The organism is Parabacteroides sp. PF5-6, assembly GCF_029504695.1.
Classification (GTDB): Bacteria; Bacteroidota; Bacteroidia; order Bacteroidales; family Tannerellaceae; genus QVMG01.
The window spans coordinates 364168-386648 of sequence record NZ_JAQFIN010000001.1 but is presented as its reverse complement, the minus strand read 5'-3'; the positions used below and the strand labels follow the sequence as shown (position 1 = coordinate 386648).

General features: G+C 48.3%; 18 protein-coding genes and 1 pseudogene. 15 read left to right on the top strand and 4 right to left on the bottom strand.

The window, feature by feature from the left end; translation table 11 throughout:
- Positions 1 to 49: 49 nt before the first annotated feature.
- On the bottom strand, positions 50 to 724 hold the full coding sequence (locus M2133_RS01550) for a Crp/Fnr family transcriptional regulator (RefSeq protein WP_277464195.1): 675 nt from the start codon (positions 722 to 724) through the stop codon (positions 50 to 52).
- Positions 725 to 928: 204 nt separating this feature from the next.
- On the opposite strand from M2133_RS01550, the gene M2133_RS01545 reads away from it, so the two are divergent.
- The 4 genes from M2133_RS01545 to M2133_RS01530 all read left to right on the top strand — a co-directional run bounded on the left by M2133_RS01545 (position 929) and on the right by M2133_RS01530 (position 6787).
- Positions 929 to 1789, top strand: coding sequence for a 4Fe-4S dicluster domain-containing protein (locus M2133_RS01545; protein ID WP_277464194.1), 861 nt, complete (start codon positions 929 to 931; stop codon positions 1787 to 1789).
- Positions 1790 to 1885: 96 nt separating this feature from the next.
- On the top strand, positions 1886 to 3517 hold the full coding sequence (gene hcp / locus M2133_RS01540) for a hydroxylamine reductase (protein ID WP_277464193.1): 1632 nt from the start codon (positions 1886 to 1888) through the stop codon (positions 3515 to 3517).
- 187 nt (positions 3518 to 3704) lie between these two features.
- Positions 3705 to 5327, top strand: coding sequence for a PepSY-associated TM helix domain-containing protein (locus tag M2133_RS01535; RefSeq protein ID WP_346843223.1), 1623 nt, complete (start codon positions 3705 to 3707; stop codon positions 5325 to 5327).
- 260 nt (positions 5328 to 5587) lie between these two features.
- A complete protein-coding gene (locus M2133_RS01530) occupies positions 5588 to 6787 on the top strand; it encodes a glycoside hydrolase family 99-like domain-containing protein (protein ID WP_277464192.1) in 1200 nt (399 codons plus the stop codon).
- A gap of 6 nt (positions 6788 to 6793) precedes the next feature.
- On the opposite strand, the gene rluF is transcribed toward M2133_RS01530, so the two are convergent.
- Complete coding sequence (gene rluF / locus M2133_RS01525) at positions 6794 to 7738, bottom strand: 23S rRNA pseudouridine(2604) synthase RluF (protein WP_277464191.1); 945 nt, start codon at positions 7736 to 7738, stop codon at positions 6794 to 6796.
- 422 nt (positions 7739 to 8160) lie between these two features.
- Here rluF and trpB point away from each other — a divergent pair, with 422 nt between their 5' ends.
- The 7 genes from trpB (at position 8161) to trpA (ending at position 14991) form a co-directional block, all read left to right on the top strand.
- A complete protein-coding gene (gene trpB, locus M2133_RS01520; protein ID WP_277464189.1) occupies positions 8161 to 9360 on the top strand; it encodes a tryptophan synthase subunit beta in 1200 nt (399 codons plus the stop codon).
- 26 nt (positions 9361 to 9386) lie between these two features.
- Positions 9387 to 10871, top strand: a complete 1485-nt coding sequence (locus M2133_RS01515) for an anthranilate synthase component I family protein (protein WP_277464188.1) — start codon at positions 9387 to 9389, stop codon at positions 10869 to 10871.
- 12 nt (positions 10872 to 10883) lie between these two features.
- Positions 10884 to 11453 carry an aminodeoxychorismate/anthranilate synthase component II gene (locus M2133_RS01510; protein ID WP_277464186.1) on the top strand — a complete coding sequence of 190 codons (570 nt, stop codon included), beginning with the start codon at positions 10884 to 10886 and terminating at the stop codon, positions 11451 to 11453.
- 236 nt (positions 11454 to 11689) lie between these two features.
- Positions 11690 to 12685, top strand: coding sequence for an anthranilate phosphoribosyltransferase (gene trpD, locus M2133_RS01505; RefSeq protein WP_277464185.1), 996 nt, complete (start codon positions 11690 to 11692; stop codon positions 12683 to 12685).
- Between the two features lie 27 nt (positions 12686 to 12712).
- Complete coding sequence (gene trpC, locus M2133_RS01500; protein WP_277464184.1) at positions 12713 to 13519, top strand: indole-3-glycerol phosphate synthase TrpC; 807 nt, start codon at positions 12713 to 12715, stop codon at positions 13517 to 13519.
- Complete coding sequence (locus M2133_RS01495) at positions 13516 to 14184, top strand: phosphoribosylanthranilate isomerase (RefSeq protein WP_277464183.1); 669 nt, start codon at positions 13516 to 13518, stop codon at positions 14182 to 14184. Before trpC ends, M2133_RS01495 begins: the two co-directional genes overlap by 4 nt.
- Positions 14185 to 14217: 33 nt before the next feature.
- A complete protein-coding gene (gene trpA, locus M2133_RS01490; RefSeq protein ID WP_277464182.1) occupies positions 14218 to 14991 on the top strand; it encodes a tryptophan synthase subunit alpha in 774 nt (257 codons plus the stop codon).
- 81 nt (positions 14992 to 15072) lie between these two features.
- Here trpA and M2133_RS01485 read toward each other — a convergent pair whose 3' ends face one another.
- Complete coding sequence (locus M2133_RS01485; protein ID WP_277464181.1) at positions 15073 to 17478, bottom strand: ABC transporter permease; 2406 nt, start codon at positions 17476 to 17478, stop codon at positions 15073 to 15075.
- A gap of 87 nt (positions 17479 to 17565) precedes the next feature.
- Positions 17566 to 18270: an ABC transporter ATP-binding protein gene (locus tag M2133_RS01480; RefSeq protein WP_277464180.1), complete on the bottom strand. Its 705-nt coding sequence runs from the start codon at positions 18268 to 18270 to the stop codon at positions 17566 to 17568.
- Positions 18271 to 18657: 387 nt separating this feature from the next.
- Between M2133_RS01480 and M2133_RS01475 the strand changes: the two genes are divergently transcribed.
- The 4 genes and pseudogenes from M2133_RS01475 (at position 18658) to M2133_RS01460 (ending at position 22402) form a co-directional block, all read left to right on the top strand.
- Positions 18658 to 19527: an Rpn family recombination-promoting nuclease/putative transposase gene (locus M2133_RS01475; protein WP_277464179.1), complete on the top strand. Its 870-nt coding sequence runs from the start codon at positions 18658 to 18660 to the stop codon at positions 19525 to 19527.
- Positions 19528 to 19688: 161 nt separating this feature from the next.
- Positions 19689 to 19787 (top strand): annotated as a pseudogene (locus M2133_RS01470) (KilA-N domain-containing protein); the annotation flags it as partial.
- A 15-nt stretch (positions 19788 to 19802) separates the two neighbouring features.
- Complete coding sequence (locus tag M2133_RS01465; RefSeq protein WP_277464178.1) at positions 19803 to 21155, top strand: sigma-54 dependent transcriptional regulator; 1353 nt, start codon at positions 19803 to 19805, stop codon at positions 21153 to 21155.
- Positions 21152 to 22402 (top strand): ATP-binding protein, encoded by a 1251-nt coding sequence (locus tag M2133_RS01460; RefSeq protein ID WP_277464177.1) that lies wholly within the window; start codon positions 21152 to 21154, stop codon positions 22400 to 22402. The genes M2133_RS01465 and M2133_RS01460 overlap by 4 nt, the downstream gene beginning before the upstream one ends.
- The last annotated feature ends 79 nt before the right edge of the window (positions 22403 to 22481 follow it).

The following is a 22481-nucleotide window of genomic DNA, read 5'->3' as shown; positions in this document are numbered from 1 at the left end:
TCAAGCTCCCTGCCTTAAATAAAGCAGGGAGCTTATTTTTTGTTTGGAATTAGAAGCGGATCAGCTGCATCAGTTTTCCTTTTTGCAAAAGGGTGATCTCGCGGCGTTCGGAAAGGATTAAGCCGTCGGTCTGCATCTTGGTCAGCTCGCGCTCGAGTGAAGGGCGCGAGACACCAAAGAAATCCGCCAGTATGCTCTTGGGTTTATCCAGCGTAACCCGGTCCGATTGCTGCTCTTTCGAGAGATCGAGTAGATACACCGCCATCTTCTGCCGGATCGTGCGGAAAGACATAAAATGCAATTTCCGACTCAGGCGGGAAGCGAAGTTGGCCGAGATATCGAGGTAATTACGCAACAGCGTCTCATTCATCTGTAAGAGTTTCAGGATCGACTGGCGAGGGATAATCAAAGCCTCCACCTCTTCCCGTGCCATCGCCTGCACCGGAAACCGGTTGTGCTCGCCAAACAGGAAAAGAATAGCCAACGGGTTAGGCGCTTCGATATCTTCTACTTTCACAATGCGCCCGGACGGATCGCTCATCTCCGCCTTTACACTCCCCGACAACAGGATAATCAACCGGTTCACCGGCTCATCCTGCATCGCCAACACCTCATTCTTCCGAAACCGCACTTCCGAAAAAGGGATCGAAGCAAACAGCCGTTCCAACTCATTCAACGAAACCGAGCGGAACAAAGGCAATTTTGATAAAAGGGATATATCCATTCTGCAAAGATAGAGTATTTTGTTCTTTGGTGTATATCTGCTAATACTATCTAAGCTCCTCTCCTGGCCAGGAGAGGAGCTTAGATAGTATTAATCGATACCACCAGCTTCCGCACATCAAAATATTTATACCACTGTAACATTGGTTACACTTTCGCGGGCTTTTCCTACGCTACCTTTGCGGTGAACTTAAATCAAAGGGATATGAAGCGGACAATTATTAAAATTGACGAAGCGAAATGTAACGGTTGCGGCGGCTGTGTGAAGGGTTGCCACGAAGGGGCTTTGCAACTGATCGACGGGAAAGCGGTGATGATCAGCGATCTGTATTGCGACGGCCTGGGTGCCTGTATCGGTGAATGCCCGGTCGGTGCGATCACGTTGGAGGAACGCGAAGCGGAGCCTTACAGTGAAGAAGCGGTAATGGAGCGGATCGTACCCAAAGGGGAAGCGGTGATCCTGGCTCATCTTCGTCATCTGAAGGAACATGGCGAGAAGGAACTCGTACACCAGGGACTGGATTACCTGGAACGGCATCAGATCGAGATCGATCTCTCTTCATTGAAGCCCACCCAACAGGCGGAGCCACTGGCTTGCGGTTGTCCGGGATCTATGGCACGTGAGATCAAACGTCCGGTAATCACCGGCATGGCTCCGGCAGGATATACACCGACAGCTTGCGTTTCCGAACTGCGACAGTTCCCCGTGCAGCTCCACCTGATTAATCCCGCCGCCGGTTTCTTCCGCAACGCCCATCTCTTATTGGCTGCCGACTGTACGGCTTTTGCTTCGGGTGATTTCCATAGTCGTTTCCTGCGAAACCGGATGTTGGCGATCGCCTGTCCGAAGCTCGACAGCAATACCCAGAGTTATGTAGAGAAACTAAAGGCGATGATCGACGAAGCCCGTATCGAAACCCTTACCGTATTGGTGATGGAAGTGCCTTGTTGTGGCGGCCTTGTCAAGATCGCCCAGCTGGCGCGTGAACAGGCCGAACAGCATATCCCCATCAAAGTCATTGTGCTTTCCGTGCAGGGAGAGGTGAAGAGCGAGCAGTGGATCTAAACTAATGATGAATGATTAATGTTTAATGAATATAAACTGAACTTACGTCAGAATTAATAATTAACAATTAAAAATTAAAAATTAAGAGACATGAACATGTTTTGTTTTCAATGTCAGGAAGCAGCCGGAGGTAAAGGTTGCACCGTGAAAGGAGTATGTGGGAAAGAACCCGAAACAGCAACTCTGATGGATTTATTGATGTATGTCACCCGTGGCATGTCTATTGTCAATCAGGCGTTACGCGAGAAAGGGATGGCTGAGCAAGAAGCCAGCCGTCAGATCCTCGACGCTTTGTTTTGCACCATCACCAACGCCAATTTCGATAACGAGGCAATCGCCCAACGGATCGATAAGGCATTGGCTACTAAAAACCGGTTGATCGGCCTGGCCGAGAAACACGGCATCGCATTGCCCGAACTGGAAGAGGTGCATTATCAGACGACTCCGGATAAATACCTCGAAGAAGGTGCCCGCGTGGGTATCTTAACGGAAGCCAATGAAGATATCCGTTCACTGAAACAGTTGGCGATCTACGGCGTCAAAGGGGCGGCTGCCTATGCAGAACACGCATTAAATCTCGGCTTTGAAGAGGAAGCGATCTATGAAATGTTGGAGAACGCCCTGGCTGAAGTAAGCCGTACGGATATCGATGCCGACAGCCTGACGGCTTTGGTCTTGAACATCGGCGAGTGTGGCGTCAAAGCCATGGCACAGTTGGATAAGGCGAACACCACCCGCTACGGTAATCCGGAAATTACGAAAGTAAATATCGGTGTAGGCAAGAACCCCGGCATCCTCGTGAGCGGTCACGACCTGAAAGACTTCGAAGAATTGTTGGAACAAACCGCCGGAACGGGCATCGACGTTTATACCCATAGCGAGATGCTGCCGGCCAACTACTATCCGGCGTTCAAGAAATACCCGCATTTCGTAGGCAATTACGGCAACGCCTGGTGGAAACAACGCGAAGAGTTCGAAACGTTCAACGGCGTATTCCTGTTTACCACCAACTGCATCGTTCCTCCCTTAAAAACGAACACCTACGCGGATCGCATCTATACCACCGGATCGGCCGGACTACCCGGTGCCAAACATATCGCCGCACGGCAGGACGGACAGCCGAAAGACTTCTCTGCCCTGATCGAACATGCCCGCAGATGTGCCCCACCGACCGAGATCGAACACGGAGAGATCATCGGTGGATTTGCCCACAACCAGGTATTGGCATTGGCCGACAAGGTAGTGGATGCCGTCAAAGCAGGTGCGATCAAGAAATTTGTGGTGATGGCCGGATGTGACGGACGCATGAAGTCGCGCGCCTATTATACCGATTTCGCGCAGGCATTGCCCGGCGACTCGGTGATCCTGACGGCCGGATGCGCCAAATACCGTTACAACAAACTGGCATTGGGCGATATCGGTGGTATCCCCCGCGTATTGGATGCCGGACAGTGCAACGACAGCTATTCCCTGGTTGTCATCGCTTTGGCCTTGAAAGAAGCATTCGGTTTGAAAGACATCAACGACCTGCCAATCGTCTACAATATTGCCTGGTACGAACAAAAAGCGGTGATTGTTTTATTAGCCCTATTGAGCCTCGGCGTCAAGAATATCCATCTCGGCCCGACCCTGCCCGCCTTCCTTTCGCCCAACGTGACGAACGTCTTGGTGGAAAACTTCGGCATCGGCGGCATAAGCACCGTAGAGGCAGATATGGAGTGGATGTAGTCTACATTTCGCACCGACTCACGCCTAAAAAAACATCTAAATGACTCTTCAAAAACGCTTAGATGTTTCTTCAAAAACTCTTAGAAGTTTTTGGAAGAACATCTAAGCGTTTTTAGAAGAACATTTAGATGTTTTTTGGCTTGGGGGGGTCGCTGTCAAATAGGGTGAGGTGTGAAGGAAACAGGCTATAGGGATTATTTATGTACCTTATATACTACCCCATCAAAAACTGTCATCATTCATACATCCCACCATACGACAAAAGTTTATCTTTGCCAGGCAAAGCTACAAAGGCATGAAGAAAACGCATAAGTTACTCGGTTTGTTATTACTCTTGTTTATGATCTGGATGGCGGTGTCGGGCGTTGTTCTGAACCACCGTTCCCTGTTCTCCGATAAAGAGATCAGTCGGGCGGCATTGCCGACAGACTATCTTTATGAGAACTGGAACTATGGCTTTTTCAAGGGATCGGCTCCATTATCGGGCGACTCTGTACTTCTTTATGGCAACGAAGGGGTGTGGCTGTCGGATGCGGCCAATACGTTTATCCGGGAGTTTAACGCGGGCATCAAAGAAGGAGCCGACAACCGCAAAGCGATGCGGGTGGTACGGACGGCATCGGGCGAGGTGTATTGCGCGACTTTGTTTGCGCTTTATCGTTTGGAAAGCGATAAACAATCGTGGAGTCCGGTTGATATTCCGGCGAAATTAGACCGGATCAGCGATATGGAAGTCATGGGCGATTCGGTGGTGGTCGTTACCCGCTCGGAATTGTTAGTCAATAAAGGTGACGGCAAATTTATACGGAAAGAGCTCGCTACGACGCCCGATCTGGACGAGAAACGGTCGCTTTTCCGGTTGATCTGGACGTTGCATAGCGGGGAATTGTTCGGCTGGATAGGCAAATTGATTGTGGATGGTATGGCGATCGTTCTGGTGTTTCTGAGCATCACCGGTGCATTGATCTGGCTGTTGCCGAAAGTGATCCGACGCCGGAAGAAGAAAACGTTATCTGCCAAACGATCAACCCATACTTTGCGTTTCTCCGGGAAATGGCATAATAAAGTGGGCTATTGGCTGACGATTCCATTATTGATTGTGGTGATCACCGGCAGTTTCCTGCGTCCTCCGCTGTTGATTGCCATCTCCCGGGCGAAAGTTACGCCGCCACCACTGACGACAATGCGTACAGCGAATCCCTGGCACGACCTCTTGCGCGCATTGCGTTACGATACGGAACACGATGATTGGCTATTATATACTTCGGAAGGATTCTTTTCATTGGCTTCATTGGATGCTGCTCCGCGGCGAATGCCCTATCAACCGCCCGTCAGCGTGATGGGCTTGAATGCCTTCCATCCCTTGGGCGATGACTATTGGATCACCGGATCGTTCAACGGGCTATTGCTCTGGAACCGGACAAACGGCGAGATCATCGACGGCTTCACCGGCATGCCTTACCGGGCCGCACCCGGAGGAATGCCTTTCGGCAACCAGAAAGTAAGCGGCTTCGCGGCGGATTTCACAGGCAAGGTATTCATCTTCCTCTACGACACCGGAGCATTCGCCTTCGAAGCCGACAAAGGATTTATCGCCATGCCGGAGGAACACGCCCGACGCCCGATGTCGTGGTGGAACCTGGCGCTCGAAATGCATACCGGACGACTTTTTACTTTCCTCGGCTTAGCCTCCCTACTCTATCCGTTCCTCTTAGGCGTTTTGTCCTTCATTATGATTTACAGCGGCTGGAAGGTCTACCGGCGAAAGCGGCATCCTGCGATTCAAAAGAACAAGAGTATGTCATCTTAGTGCCGGATTTTGAAAGTGCTGATAACTGTCGGCACTTGTGCTGATAACTGTCGGCACTTGTGCTGATAACTATCGGCACTTGTGCTGATAACTATCGGCACTTGTGCTGATAACTATCGACACTTGTGCCGATAATTATCGGCACTTTTATTGCCTGGCTATTTCATTCACAATCAAGCCTATATATATCACGCGAAAAGAAGGGGGAAATCAGCATTTTTTTCTTAGCTTTGTTCGCTTACAATAAAGAAATAACCACCATGAAAAAGTCCATCAAAAAATTAGTCATGTTATCCTTCGCATCCGGCCTGTTTTTGTGTTTCAGCGGATGCAGTTCTCAAGTGAATAAACCGGAAAAAGCGCCGTCCGACACCTATTATGTGGCGGCTTACGTCTGGCCTTCGTGCCACGATGCACCGATGAACCGCGAGATCCTCTGGCCGGAAGGTATCGGCGAATGGGAGATTATTCAAAAAGGCAATCCCCGTTTCGAGGGGCATTACCAGCCGAAACTGCCACTCTGGGGATATGAGATGGATAATGATCCGAAGGTGATGGAACGTTGGATCGATGCGGCAACGGATCATGGGGTGAATCTCTTTATCTTCGACTGGTACTGGTACGACGAAGGTCCGTTCCTGGAAAGCTGTATCAACGACGGTTTCCTGAAAGCGTCGAATAACGAAAAGATGCAGTTCTACCTGATGTGGGCCAACCATGATGTGAAACGCAACTATTGGAATGTGCACCAATACAAAGACGACGAAACGATCCTGTGGGACGCGAAGGTCGACTGGAAAAATTTCCAGGCCATTGTCGAGCGGGTGATCCGTCAGTATTTCCACCAACCCAACTACTTCAAGATCGACGGCCAGCCGGTATTCTCGATCTTCAGTATCTACAAACTATTGGAAAGCTTCGATAACAATGTCGCCGAGACGCGCAAAGCGTTGGATTACTTCCGGGAAGAGACAAAGAAAGCAGGCTTCCCCGACCTGCATATCCAGGTGATTGCCTTCGGAGAGCCCAACCAGACCCTGGCCAATCACATCCGTGATCTGGGCATCAGTAGCGCCACGCAATACAACTGGGGCGGTCCCCATCCGGAAGACTATATGCAATGGGCCAACGAATCGATGCAACGGATCGAGAAATGGGACGAACAACTATCGGTACCCTTCTTCACCAACGCCTCAATCGGTTGGGACGACAGCCCACGCTTCCCGCACAAAACAGCCAAAGACATCGTGCACCACAACAATACGCCGCAAAGCTTTGCCACATTCCTGCAAAAATCAAAAGCATACTGCGACGCCCGCCCCGACCAGCCCAAGCTGATCACCCTCTTCTCCTGGAACGAATGGGTCGAAGGCGGCTACCTCCTGCCCGACATGAAATACGGCTTCGGCTACCTCGAAGCCGTCCGGGATGTGATGGATGGGAGATATGAGAAGTATTAATATATCTCAGCCTGAACGTCTTTGCCCTTTGCCACGCGGTTTAAACGAGGTATTGTGAGCGGAGGATTTCCCTGATTTCTTTGGGGAGGAAGGGGATGTTTTGTAGGGGCCTTTGGGCGCGAAAGGTTTCTTTTCGGCCGGTTTGGACGAGGATTTGGAAGCGCTTTTGGCGGCTGTAGGTTTGGATGAGGACTTAGCGGCGTTGCTTGCCGTCGGTTTCTTCTTTTTGGCGGAAGCCTCTTCGGTTTTGACTGAGGAGGCTATTGCTTTATATAAGGTGTCCGATTCGGCCGAAGTCAGTTCGCGGTATTGTCCGATCTTGAGCTTTCCCAAAGGAATATGCATCACACGGGTGCGTTGCAGTTTGACTACCTCATAACCCAGGTACTCACACATCCGGCGGATCTGCCGGTTAAGACCCTGGCGCAAGACAATGGTAAAGGAGTTGGGACCGGTCTGCGTCAGTTCGCATTTGCGGGTAACCACTCCCAGGATGGGAACACCCCCTTGCATACGCTGGATAAAGTCCGCAGTGACCGGCCGGTTGACGGTTACCGCATATTCTTTGTCGTGGTTGTTGTTTACGCGCAAGATCTTATTGACGATATTGCCATCGTTAGTCAACAAGATAAGCCCTTGAGAGTCTTTATCCAGGCGACCGATGGGGAAGATCCGCTCCGGATAGCCAACGGCATCGATGATATTGTCGCGTTCCTGCCGATCGGTGGTACTGACAACCCCCACCGGTTTGTTATAAGCCAGAATGATCGGCGTGAAAAGATTCGTGATCGTTTCGCCAAAGACCTTAACCACCTGTCCGGCTGCCACCTGGCTGCCCACTTCTGCCCGGCGTCCGTCGATGGTCACATGTCCCTGTTCGATATATTTATCCGCTTCCCGCCGCGAACAGTACCCGCTCTCACTGATGTATTTGTTGATGCGTATCTGCATGACTTCCCTTTTATGCGTTTCTTTGAGCATACAAAGATAGTACAAATGGTTACGCAGATTATTAATAATTCTAGCAAAAATAGATTCAACTATTTGCATTTTATAAAACAATCCTTACATTTGCCATCGAATTAACAGAAATAGATGAGAACGAATTTAGTAAATACATGTTGGTGGTGGCGCTCGTACAACTCAAAAAGTCGTAAGGGACGCAGACTCGCATGTATATATACTAAGTAAAAGGATATAGGACAAAAACGGAACGAAGAGGTCTGTCGCACTTGCGACAGGCCTCTTTTCGTTTTAGAGAACAGCCCCCTCCAACCTTCCCCAAAAGGGGAGGCTAAGGGAAAGAAAGTAAAAGAAATGAAACAGAATATCAACAATTTAAAAAACAAGGCTTCTTTAAGGGCCACTTACTAATGATGTATCAAGTAAACGAAAACGGTTATTATGGAGAATTCGGAGGCGCTTATGTTCCGGAAATACTCCATCAGTGTGTGGAAGAGCTGAGAGTGAATTATCTGAACGTATTGGAGAGTGAAAGCTTCCGGAAGGAATATGAATCCTTATTGCGGGATTATGTCGGCCGGCCTTCCCCACTCTATCTGGCGAAGAGGCTGAGTGAGAAATACGGGGCGCGTATCTATCTGAAGCGCGAAGATCTGAATCATACGGGAGCGCATAAGATCAACAATACGATCGGACAGATACTCTTGGCGCGCCGTATGGGTAAAACCCGGATCATTGCCGAGACAGGTGCCGGACAACATGGGGTGGCTACCGCTACGGTTTGCGCCCTGATGAACATGGAATGCATCGTCTATATGGGAAAAACGGATATCGAACGGCAGTATCCCAATGTGGAACGGATGAAGATGCTGGGAGCGACAGTAATCCCGGTTACTTCAGGCAATATGACGTTAAAAGATGCGACGAACGAAGCCATTCGCGACTGGTGTTGTCATCCGCAGGATACGTATTATATCATCGGATCTGTCGTAGGGCCTCACCCCTATCCGGATATGGTGGCTCGCCTGCAATCGGTGATCAGCGAAGAGATCAAAAAGCAATTACTGGAAAAAGAAGGACGTAACTATCCGGATTACCTGATCGCCTGTGTGGGAGGCGGAAGTAATGCGGCCGGAACGGTCTATCATTATCTGGACGATGAAAGGGTGCGTATTGTACTGGGCGAAGCAGGAGGAGAAGGTATTTATTCCGGGAAGAGCGCCGCCACGATCCAGTTGGGCAGAAAAGGGATTATACATGGTTCCCGTACCATAGTCATGCAAAACGAAGACGGACAGATCGAAGAACCTTATTCCGTATCGGCGGGCCTGGATTATCCGGGCATAGGTCCCTTACACGCAAACTTATACGCCACGAAACGCGCCGAAGTTATTGCCGTCAACGACGATGAAGCGATCGACGCCGCATTCGAATTAACCCGGACAGAAGGTATTATCCCGGCACTCGAAAGCGCTCATGCTTTAGGCGTTCTATCTAAAATGAGATTTAAACCGGAGGATGTGGTGGTATTGACGTTATCAGGCAGGGGAGACAAGGATATGCAGGCTTATGCTTTATATAAGCCTATATATCCTTTAATTGACAATTGACAATTAATAGTTTAAGCTTATAAAAAATGAATACACCAGATAATTTTAATCGAAAAGAGAATTCTTCAGGTACGAATTGTCAATCTAAGATCGGCCTTAGCCAATTATCAATTGTCAATTATCAATTAGTCAATAAGCAGTTGCTTGCCGACTTACATACGCCCGTAAGTATTTACCTGAAAGTAAGGGATCTATTTCCGGAATCTGCTTTATTGGAAAGTTCTGATTTTCATGGCAATGAGAATAGCCTTTCGTATATCGCGCTTTGTCCGGTTGCCCGTATAGGCATAAATCATGGTACGTGCAGTTTGTTATATCCGGATGGGCAAAAGGAGGTCAAGCCCTTGTCGGAAGAGTATACCGTTGCAGATGCGATGAACGCTTTTCTTTCTTCTTTCTCTGTGCGTGGTGAAAATAAAGAGGTGTGCGGGCTTTTTGGGTATACGGCTTTCGATGCGGTGCGTTACTTCGAACCAGTCCCGGTCATGGAGGCACATCACGACGAGAATGACGCACCGGATATGTTATATATCCTCTACAAATACATTTTGGTTTTCAACCATTTCAAGAATGAATTGACCTTGATCGAAATGTTACAGGAAGGGGAAACGAGCCGGATCGAAGAGATAGAGACATGGATTGAAAACCGGAATTTCGCTTCTTACAACTACCAGTCTGTCGGAGAAGAGCACTCACCGGTCACCGATGACGAATACAAAGCGATGGTACGCCAGGGCATCCGGCATTGCCTGCGGGGCGATGTGTTCCAGATTGTTTTGAGCCGCCGCTTCGAACAGGCGTTCAAAGGCGATGATTTCAAGGTGTACCGGGCACTTCGCAATATCAATCCTTCCCCTTATCTGTTCTATTTTGACTTCGGCGGATTCCGTATTTTCGGCTCTTCGCCGGAGACGCATTGCAAGATCAAAGAGAACCATGCCAATATAGACCCGATTGCCGGAACGGCTTTTCGCTCGGGCAATACCTTAGTCGACAGGCAGCGGACCGAAGCTTTACTTGCCGATCCGAAAGAGAATGCCGAACATGTCATGCTGGTCGACTTGGCGCGCAACGACCTGAGTCGAAACGCGCATAACGTTACGGTTGAGTTTTACAAAGAAGTGCAATACTACAGCCATGTCATTCATCTGGTTTCCCGTGTCGGCGGAGAGATCAATCCGGACAGCAACCCGATCCAAACCTATATCGATACGTTCCCGGCGGGCACATTGAGCGGCGCGCCTAAGGTACGGGCGATGCAGCTTATCACAGAGATTGAAAAACACAACCGTGGCGCTTACGGCGGATGTATCGGTTTTATCGGGTTCAATGGAGACTTGAACCAGGCGATCACGATCCGGTCTTTTGTCAGCCGGGATAATGTGTTGTATTACCAGGCCGGTGCAGGTATAGTTGCCCAGAGTAATGATGAACGGGAATTGCAGGAAGTGAATAATAAACTGGGGGCTTTGAAAAAAGCAATTGTCCTGGCCGAACAATTAATAAACTAAAAGAACACAGACATGAAGATCTTATTATTCGACAATTACGACTCTTTCACGTATAATCTGCTGCATATCCTGAAAGAATTTAATACGGATGTTGAAGTACATCGCAACGACAAAATCACGTTGGACGAAGTCGACCGGTTCGATAAAATCCTGTTATCCCCGGGTCCCGGCATTCCCAGTGAAGCCGGACTGCTGCTCCCATTGATCCGACGATATGCGCCGACGAAAAGCATTCTGGGCGTTTGCCTGGGGGAACAGGCGATAGCCGAAGCCTTTGGTGCCCAACTGATCAATCTCTCCCAGGTGCATCATGGCGTATGCTCCGATATCCGTTTGTTGGTAAAGAACGAATCCCTGTTTGACGGTTTGAATCCGGGATTCCGGGCAGGCCGTTATCATTCATGGGCCGTTTCTCCGGAGAATCTTCCCTGCTGCCTGGAAGTCACGGCCGAAGACCGGGAAGAGAAACAAATCATGGCTTTGCGTCATAAGACTTATGATGTGAGGGGCATTCAGTTTCATCCCGAGTCGGTTCTGACACCCCGTGGGAAACAGATTATCGAGAACTGGATAAAATACTAAATCTGCATTATTCATAAACAAAATGGCTCATCCCAATGGGAAAAGTGACAGATGGAAGAGGAGGTAAAAAAACATCTAAGAGACTTTCGGAAAACATCTAAGAGTTTTTCCAAAAACATCTAAGAGACTTTTGCAAAACATCTAAGAGACTTTAGGATAACATCTAAGAGTTTTTGACAGCCACGGATCAAACGATTTTCTGTTTGTGAATTATAGTAAAATGAATATAAAGAAAAATGAAACAAATATTATACCGATTATTCGAACATCAATACCTTGGGCGGGAAGAGGCGCGGCAGGTATTGCAAAACATGGCAAACGGGTTGTATACGGAGGCCCAGATCGCCAGTATGATCACCGTATTCCTTATGCGAAGCATTTCTGTGGAAGAGTTATCCGGATTCCGTGATGCATTGTTGGAGATGCGTACGCCTGTTGACCTTTCCGATTATAAACCGATCGACATTGTGGGGACCGGCGGAGACGGGAAAAATACGTTTAATATCAGTACGGCATCCTGTTTTGTGGTTGCCGGAGCAGGTTATCCTGTAGTCAAACACGGCAATTACGGGGCTACGTCCGTTAGCGGAGCCAGCAATGTGATGGAACAACATGGCGTAAAGTTTACCACAGACATAAGTTTATTGCGTCGTTCCATGGATGAATGTCATATCGCCTACCTACATGCTCCCCTGTTTAATCCGGCATTGAAAGCGGTTGCGTCGGTACGAAAGAGCCTGGGTGTGCGTAGTTTCTTTAATATGTTGGGTCCTTTGGTCAATCCGGTTATGCCGGCCTATCAATTACTTGGGGTGTATAATCTGCCTCTGCTGCGGTTGTACAATTATACCTACCAGGAAAGTGGCACCCGCTTTGCGGTCGTACATAGCCTCGACGGCTATGATGAGATCTCCTTGACTTCCGAATTCAAAGTGGCGATGGCGGAAAAAGAAAAGATCTATAATCCGGAAAGCTTAGGTTTCCGGCGTTGCACCGATGCAGAGCTGGATGGAGGCGATACTCCGGAAAAGGCAGCACTCATTTTCGACAAGGTATTGAATAATACGGCAACGGAAGCCCAGAAGAATTGTGTGATCGCAAATTCAGCCTTTGCCATTCAGGTGATCTGTCCGGAGAAGAAAATAGAAGAATGCATTGCCGAAGCCCGGGAATCATTGGAAAAGGGAAAAGCATTGGATACATTAAAACGTTTCCTGAAAATTAATGGTTGATGGAGCGGTTGATTGAAAAAAAAACAAATGGACATACTAGAACAAATTATAGCCACCAAACGCATTGAAGTCGCCCACCAGAAAGAAGCCATCCCTTTAAGGACCTTATTGGCCATGGGCAATGACCGGTTAGATCGAAACAGCCCTTCGATGCGAAAAGCGTTAGCGGCATCCCCTTCGGGTATTATTGCGGAGTTTAAACGCAAAAGTCCGTCTAAAGGTTGGCTGCATCCCGACGCGGAGATCACCGATATTCTTCCCCTTTACGAACAGGGCGGAGCCGCCGCCTGCTCTATCCTGACGGATAAGGTCTACTTCGGCGGTTCATTGAACGATCTGCAAAAGGCGCGCAAACAGGTAGATATTCCTCTCCTGCGCAAAGACTTTATCATCGATCCCTACCAGATCTATCAGGCGAAAATCATGGGAGCAGATGCAATCTTACTGATCGCTGCTTGCCTGACAACAGACGAATGCCGGGAACTGGCGCAGACAGCGCATAGCCTCGGCTTGGAAGTTCTGCTGGAGATTCATTCATCCGAGGAACTGAAGTATCTGAATCAACACATTGATCTATTGGGGGTTAACAACCGGAATTTGGGAAGTTTCCATACCGATATTAATAATTCTTTCCGCCTGATCGAAGAGATAAAGCAGTACCTCGGAGATAAAGCCACCTCTCCCCTGCTTGTCGCTGAGAGTGGGATCTCCCAAACGAACGCGGTAAAGGCATTGCGCGCGACAGGATTTCAAGGTTTCCTGATCGGCGAAACCTTTATGAAAACGGGAAATCCGGGCCTTACATTATCTAACTTTATACAGGAACTCCTATGATCATCAAAGTATGCGGCATGCGCGACACGCAAAACATACAGGAAGTTGCCGCCCTCGGAGTCGATTGGATCGGATTGATCTTCTATCCGAAATCACCAAGAGCAATTGAAAATGAAGAATGTAGAATGAAGAATGAAGAATTAAATATGAAGAATTCTTCATTCAAAAAGGTCGGTGTCTTTGTCAACGCCACCTTTGAAGAGATGATGGAAGCTGTCGCAGTCTATGGTTTGGACTACCTGCAACTGCATGGGGATGAGTCGCCCGAACGCTGCTTTTCCCTGCAAAAGAGAGGGATATCCCTTATCAAAGCGATTTCTATTGCTACAATCGAAGATCTTGAAAAGACGAAAACATATGAAGAATACGTCGATTATTTCCTTTTCGATACAAAATGCAAACACTATGGCGGCTCGGGAAAAACATTCGACTGGTCGATCCTTTCCGCCTACAAGGGAAATACACCTTTCCTTTTAAGCGGAGGCATTCATCCCGGTTCGGTAGAAGCAATCCGGAACGTTTCGCATCCCCAATGCGCTGGGATAGATCTCAACAGCGGCTTCGAAACCGAACCCGCCCTGAAGGATATCGAAAAACTCAAGTTCTTCCTCTCCCAATTATCAAACAACGTTCGCTTAGCGAAGCGTAAAGCAATTAATAATTAATAATTAATAATTAACAATTAACAATTAACAATCATGAATCGTATCAATCAATTATTCGAAACACAGAAGAAAGGAATTCTTTCCGTTTACTTCACCGCCGGTTATCCCAACTTAGCAGATACGGCACCTATTATTCAAAGCCTTCAAAAGGCAGGAGTTAAGATGATCGAAATAGGCATTCCTTTTTCCGACCCGATGGCCGACGGTCCGGTTATACAAACATCATCGACTAAAGCATTAAAAAACGGGATGTCATTAAAGTTCCTGTTCGAACAGCTTAAAGATATTCGCAAAGACATTCAGATCCCGTTGCTGTTGATGGGCTACCTGAACCCGATCATGCAATTCGGCTTCGAACGTTTTTGCCAACACTGTGTCGCAACGGGTATCGACGGCATGGTCATCCCCGACTTGCCTTTCGCCGATTATATAGCGGACTACAAACCGATTGCCGACCGGTACGATCTGAAAATCATTCTGTTGATCACTCCCGAAACGTCCGAAGAACGTATCCGTGAGATAGATGCTCATACAGACGGCTTTATTTATATGGTCTCCAGCGCTGCGACTACAGGTACACAGCAGCACTTCGACGAACAGAAACAGGCCTATTTCCGCCGGATCAATGCAATGAATCTCCGGAATCCCCGGTTAGTCGGTTTTGGCATCAGCAACAAAGAAACCTACAATGCGGCTTTGAACAATTCATCCGGCGCAATTATCGGCAGCAAATTCATCCAGCTATTAGACAATGAACCGACAACAACCCAAGCAGTTTCCCGACTACTCCGTTCGTTAGAGGAATAACGCGAGACCATGACAGGCACCACCTCGGCCGGGTGTCTATCTGGTAAGGATCATCGACACGACAAAGAAGGTGACAATGCTTTATTCCGCCTTCACTACTTCCGCCGGATTACTGTTAGCCGCTTTGCGTACTTGTCCGAATACGGTCAGTAAGACCACGGCAACGACTCCTACGATCGTTCCGGCCAGAAGCCACCACGGAATATCCGTACGATAAGCATATCCCTGCAGCCAACGACTCATTGCCAGGTAGGCCACCGGCAAGGCAAAGGCAGCAGCAATACAGACCAACAGGATATATTCGCGGAAGAACAGGCGGATAATATCATCTGCTTTGGCACCGGCAACCTTTCGGATCGCGATCTCTTTGCGCCGACGTTGCGTAGCAGCAGTGGCTACAGCATAGATCCCGAATAGCGAGATCAACAGGCAGACAGTCGCCAAGACGGAGAAGAGTTGCAAACCTACCTGCTCCGAATGGTTGAAGCTGTCGTACAACGCATCGAGCGTGGTCAACTGAAGGTCGGCAAAAGCCGGATCAACATCGGGAAGAACAGCCCTGAGCCGTTGAATGACTTCCTGTTCCTGACCGGCAGTTACCTGCAGATACAAGATATTATCCATTACGATCTGGCCACCGACAATCTCATAAGGAGGTCGGAAAATCGTCGGATGGATGCGGCTGCGGAGCGAGAGCGTATGAAAGTCTTTCACTACCCCTACCACCCGGTAGTTCACATCCCGCTCTTTCTCCATCACCTCCATCTCCACATTATTGATCGACAAACGGATTGTCGTACCCACCGGCTCGGTAAGTCCCATCACCCGGACGGCTTCTTCGTTGAGCACGACGTTTTGCTCGCCATCGCCTTCGCCCCACCATCTGCCTTCAAGCATTTCCAGGCCCAGGGTTTCGGCAAACCGGCTGCCGGTAGAAATCACATTGAAAGTCGGCTTTTCATCAAGCGTTTTTCCGGGCCATTCTACCACACTGATCAGTTCGAGTGCATTGGCATTGTGCTGGGGCATAAAGATCGACGTGGCGATCTTTTCGATTTGCGGGATGGTTTCCAGTGCTTCTAACAAGGGAACGCGCAATCTGTTCTCCATATGAGAAGACAAGCCGTGTAACTGTATGATCCCGCTGCGATTGAAACCCAGGTCTTTCTGATCGGCAAAACGCATTTGTTTCATCACTACCGATGCGGCAACGAGGAAGACCATACTCACGGCAAGCTGCAAGACCACAGCCATACGCCGCAATAGCGGTCCACGCACAGTCTTTCCTTTCGACAGCGGCTGCAAAGCCAAATGGCTCAACCGCCAGAAAGTAAGCCAGCCAATCCACAACATCACAGTGATCACCCCTATCGCGCACCAAACGAAAAGGCGGATCAACTCCGGCATCTCCATCGCCAGATCCAACAGGCGAGAGAAGAGCGGGCGGACAACGATCACCAAACAACCACCCAACACAAATGCCAAAAGAACGGTACACCCCAGTTCGAACAACATCTGCCGGATAAGTTGCCGCTTTTTGGCACCATGCACCGCGCGCTGACGCATCTCCCGGATACGCCGGCGGAAAAGATCGAGATACAGGTTCAGGAAGTTGAACAGGGCGCTGAACAATAAGAGCACGCCGGCAGCAACAAACAGTTGTATGAAATTCAACGTAAAGGGAGTATTTGCGTTTAACCGGTGACGCACGTCACGGATGGGAACCAGCCGTATCTCCACATCGATATCCACACTGAACCGGGAAGCAAAATCACGCAGTTCCGCGGCGAAGCTATCGACATCGGCATGCGGATTGAGCGCCACATACACTTCCGCATTGAATTCCATCCATTGCATTTGCTCCGGCATCCCGCCATAACCCACATCAAAACAAAGAAGCGCATCGTACGGTAGATTTGTGTTGGGCGAAGGATCCTTCACTACGGCCCTAACCGTATACGGCGGATGAAAGAAGTAGAAGGTACTCTGGATATGCTGCCCGATCGCTTTTTCCACATCCCCAAACAAACCGATAGCTGTACTTTCCGTCAAGACGATATCCAGTTCCGAATGAAAAGGCTCGTTTGCATCGCCACTGACAAACTGGGGCGCAAACACCCGGAAGAATGTACTGTCGGTATTGAGAGTCTGCAATCGGATATGCGGCATAGACTCCGCTTTGCAATTATTCGATTCGGGGATCAAGAAAGTCGAGGCTTTTATTGCCGGGAAATGGGCGCGCATCTGCTTTTCCAGAATGCCCGGCACCCGCTCGTTCACTTTTCCTGATTGCCGATCGACGGCATAGATACGGTAGATCTGCCCGGCATCGGGATAGAAACTATCGTACGACGTTTCATAACGCATCCAGTAAAGTGCCGGCACAAAGCAGGCCATTGCAAATGCCAACCCAAAGATACCGGTCAACGATTGTGCCTTGTATTTCCACAGATTGCGGAAGGTTGTTTTTATGTAGTGTTTGATCACGATTTTTAATGATTAATAGTTAATTATTAATGATTAATTGAAAAACCTTTATTGCGTCACGCCTCTCTATTCTTCATTCTTTATTCTTCATTCTTCATTTACTGTGTACGCCAATTCCTTCAGAAAGTTTTCCGTAACGGGTTTACCATCGAGCATATGTACGATGCGGTGGGCATAGCGGGCATCGTATTCACTATGGGTAACCATCACGACAGTGGTTCCCGCGTCGTTCAGGGAAGTCAATAGATCCATAATTTCCATACCGTTCTGGCTGTCCAGGTTACCGGTCGGCTCATCGGCAAGGATCAGTTTGGGGTCGTTCACTACCGCCCGGGCAATAGCCACACGCTGTTGCTGCCCGCCGGAAAGCTGCGAAGGGAAATGATTACGCCGATGGCTCAACTGCACGCTTTTCAAAGCCTCTTCCACTCTTTGCTGACGTTCGGAAGTTTTCACGCCACTATATAATAAAGGTAACTCCACATTTTCAAACACCGTTAGTTCTTCGATCAGGTTGAAACTCTGAAACACAAAACCGATATTCCCTTTGCGCAGGTCACAGCGTTGGTTTTCCGTCAGCCGACCGACTTCCATTCCATTGAAAAGGTATGACCCCGCAGCCGGTTCATCCAACAAGCCCAGGATATTCAACAGGGTAGACTTTCCACAGCCCGAAGGTCCCATAATGGCCACAAATTCATGTTCTTTTATATGCAGCGCCATATCGTCGAGTGCAATCGTTTCGACCTCTTCCGTCCGGTAGACTTTCCGTAGTTTGTTTATTTCAATCATAATCTGCTTTTTATTGTTTTATCTATTGAAATACAATCTCCATACCATAACACCAACCCACTGGGAATAAAGCATTTGAACAAACCCTGCAAACCAAAAAGTGTCCACAAACGGACAGGTCATGTATATTGGTGGACAGATCGGCAATTATAAGACACTGTATTTGAGCCTATTCGAGGGAGCATTCATTTGTTGATAATTATCAACAAACAAATACTCCTGGGGAAAAGAGAAAATAGTCTTGCGAATCCAGAATAAAACCTCCTCTGCCTTTTGATCTTCAATCTCTGCGTATTTTCGCTGCAAGAAAAACAACGAATAGCTTGATTTTTAGAGAATTATTCCCTATTTTTACACTCAGAGAAACGACTAAAAAAGACTTGAGCTATGGGAAAATATATAAACCCTTTTCTCGACTTTAGCTTCAAGCGATTGTTCGGGCAGGAAGCCAGCAAAGAGTTGCTGATTGATTTCTTGAATATCTTGCTCGAAGGTGAGCGAAAGGTAGAAGATATTACGTTTATGGACAAAGAAATTCCTGCCGAGTCGTGGGAAGGACGGATGGCCATCTTCGATATCCTTTGCCGCGAGAAAGACGGGACGTATTTCATTGTGGAGATGCAGAACAGCAACCAATTCTATTTTTTCGATCGGGCGCTGTTCTATCTCTGCCGGATGATCAGCAGTCAAGGACAGAAAGGCGGGGATTGGATGTTTGAGATCTGCCCCGTGTATGGAATCTACTTCTTGAACTTTCGACTGCCGGGGTTGAATAAGCTGCGAACGGATGTGATCCTGGCCGATCGGGATACAGGGCTTCAGATCGATGGGAGACTGCGACAGATCTTTATCTCGTTACCGCATTTCGAGTTAACGGCTGATGAGTGTAAAACAGATTTTGAACGATGGATTTATTTATTCAAATATATGGATACGTTAGAAAGAATACCATTTGAGACCAAGAAAGCAACCTTTAGGAAGTTGCTTAAGGCAGCCGAGATTGAAAGTCTCAACTCGGGTGACCGCCGGCGCTATGATAAAATGCTAAAAGACTACCGCGATTATGTTAATACCGTTGAATATGCCAAAGTAGAAGGAATCGAGATCGGGATGGAGAAAGGTATAGAGAAAGGCAAACTCGAAGGCAAACTCGAAGGCATAAAGGCAGTAGCCTTTCGCTTGAAAAAATCAGGTGTCTCGCTGAACTTGATTATGCAGACCACCGGCCTGTCACCCGAAGAGATCAAGAGGCTCTGACCTACCAACTACGAACTACGAACTACTAACTACTAACTACCAACTACGAACTTCTACCTTCCAACTTCTACCTTTCGAAAAAACTAAAGTTTTTTTCCAACACGCTTATTTCCCCAGCAAAGATTGTTCGCCAAACTATTCTTAATATATTTACAACCGTAAAAGAATTGAAAAACCTGGATTTTAACCCCCTCGAATTCGAAGGGGTTAAAAAAGAAGCCGGACTTAATGCCTTTACAATGTCACCTTCTAAATACCTGAAATAAGAATTGAAAATGAACTTGCACCAGGCAAATATACTGATTGTGGATGATGATCGGGATGTGTTGACGGCGGTACGCTTTCTGTTGAAGGCGGAGGCGAAAACAGTATTGACGGAGAGTAATCCGGAGAATATCCGTAAATTGATTACGGAGAATGAGGTGGATATTATCTTATTGGATATGAACTTCAAAAGCTCTATCCATACCGGCAATGAAGGGTTGTACTGGCTGAAGGAGATTCGCAGATGGAAGCCTTCGCAGTTGGTGATTATGATCACGGCGTATGCCGATATCGACCTGGCGATCCGAAGCCTGAAAGAGGGGGCGGCAGACTTTATCGTCAAGCCCTGGCACAATGAGAACCTATTGAATACCCTGGCAGAAACGCTTCAGAAACAAACCGTTCCCACACGCAAGAATAGCCCGGTCGCTAAGAAACCGGAAATCGAGATTGTCGGCGCGTCGGAAACAATGCAGCAACTGTTCCATAAACTACAAAAGATCGCACCGACGGATGCCAATGTGTTGATCCTGGGAGAGAACGGGACGGGCAAAGACCTCGTCGCCCGGTATATCTATCAATTGTCTTTGCGCCGCGACCAGCCCTTCGTCAAGGTGGATGTCGGCTCGCTGACGGAGACGCTCTTTGAAAGTGAACTCTTCGGACACAGGAAAGGGGCGTTCACCGATGCACGCGAAGACCGTAAAGGACTGATCGAAACGGCCGACAAAGGCACGCTCTTCCTGGATGAGATCGGCAATATCAGCCTGCAACAACAGGCGAAACTACTGACCGTATTGCAAAACCGGGAAGTCACCCGTCTGGGTGCTAACAGCCCTACCCCGGTGGATATGCGCCTGATCACGGCAACCAACCTACCCTTATATGAACTGGCCAACGAAGAGCGTTTCCGCAAAGACCTGATCTACCGCATCAATACGGTAGAGATCACCGTGCCTCCCCTGCGCGAACGGGGCGAAGATATCATCCGGCTGGCCGAATACTTCTTGGAGATGTATGAAAAGAAATACTTCAAACAGAAATTTCGCCTGTCGGATTCGGCCAAAAAGCAACTGATGTTGTATCATTATCCGGGAAACGTGCGCGAACTGCAATATACCATCGAAAGAGGGGTGATTATGGCCGACAACCCGGTATTGAAAGCGGAAGACATCACCTTCTCGCCCATCGAGCAACCCAAAGAGACCCCCCATTCGATACCGACGCATAACCTGGAAGACCTGGAACGTACAGCGATCGAACAGGCATTGAAGAAACATAACGGCAACATCTCGCAGGTCGCCCGCGAAGTGGGGCTCACACGCGGCGCATTATATCGCCGGTTAGAGAAATACGGATTATGATTGTCGGGGCATCCATAGTATTCCTATTCCTGGCAGTCTTATCGATTTATCTGTTGTGCCGGCAGCGAAAGATCTACCGGGATATGGCAGATTATACGGAATCGCTGCTCAACAAAGACTTTTCGAGAAAATATCCCGAGAAGGGGAAAAACAAAAGGTTACATACGCAATTCAATACCATCACGACCGCTTTCCTGAACCTCGCCGGCGAGAAAGAGGCGCAACAGCATTACCTGAAAGAGATGTTGGAACTGGTAGATACCGGTATCCTGGCGTATGATATCGAAACGCATGAAACACTGTGGATGAACGATTCGCTGGCGACCCTGTTGAATATTCCCCGCATCAAAAACATCAACTGGCTGAAAAAGCAGAATGCCGGCCTCTTCAATGAATTATTGACGATCCCCCTGAATGAAAATATCCTGTTGACGATCCACGCGAAAAAGCAAACCTTGAAGACCATGACCAACGCCTCCCTGTTCCATACCGGGGGAAAGACGTATAAACTGATTGCTTTTCATAACGTAAGCGCCACAATGGAAGAAGTCGAGTCGGACGCATGGAAAGGACTATTGAATGTGATGACCCATGAGATCATGAATTCCATTGTTCCGGTCTCTTCCCTTTCGGATACGTTAAAGAAAAAGATACACAGTTTACAACAGACCGCTCCGACATTGTCCGAAGCAGAACTGGAGGATATGAAGTTTGCCTTGGAAACGATCCACCGGCGAAGCGAAGGACTATTGTATTTTGCCGAGACCTACCGCAACCTGAGCCAGAAGATCGTTCTCCATAGTCAATCCTGTAATCTTTACGAATTGATCTCTTCCGTTCATTTCCTGATGAGCCCGTCGCTCACGCAGAAAGGCATTGTTTTCACACTGAAAACAGATCATCCCGAAGTGACCACCCTGATGGACCGAGACCTGATCGAACAGGTGATCATCAATTTCGTGACCAACGCCACGTATGCCGTCAGCGGCAAAGAACAGCCGCAGATCCATCTCTTCTCCGGCTGCGACAAAGAAGGACATCCCTATATCACCGTCGCCGATAATGGCAACGGCATACCGGACGAGATCCGGGAAAAGATCTTCATCCCTTTTTTCAGCACCAAGAAAAACGGCAATGGCATCGGTCTGAGCATTTCCCGGGAAATCGTCAAGCAGCATAACGGAAAGATACATGTGCAAAGCCAGACCGACAAAGGCAGCGCCTTTACTATATTATTCCGTCAATAGGGGAATATCAAAAAATATATCATGCTTGCTTGCTTCTGTATTCAGCTTTCACTATCTTTGCAGTCTAAATCAAACAGAA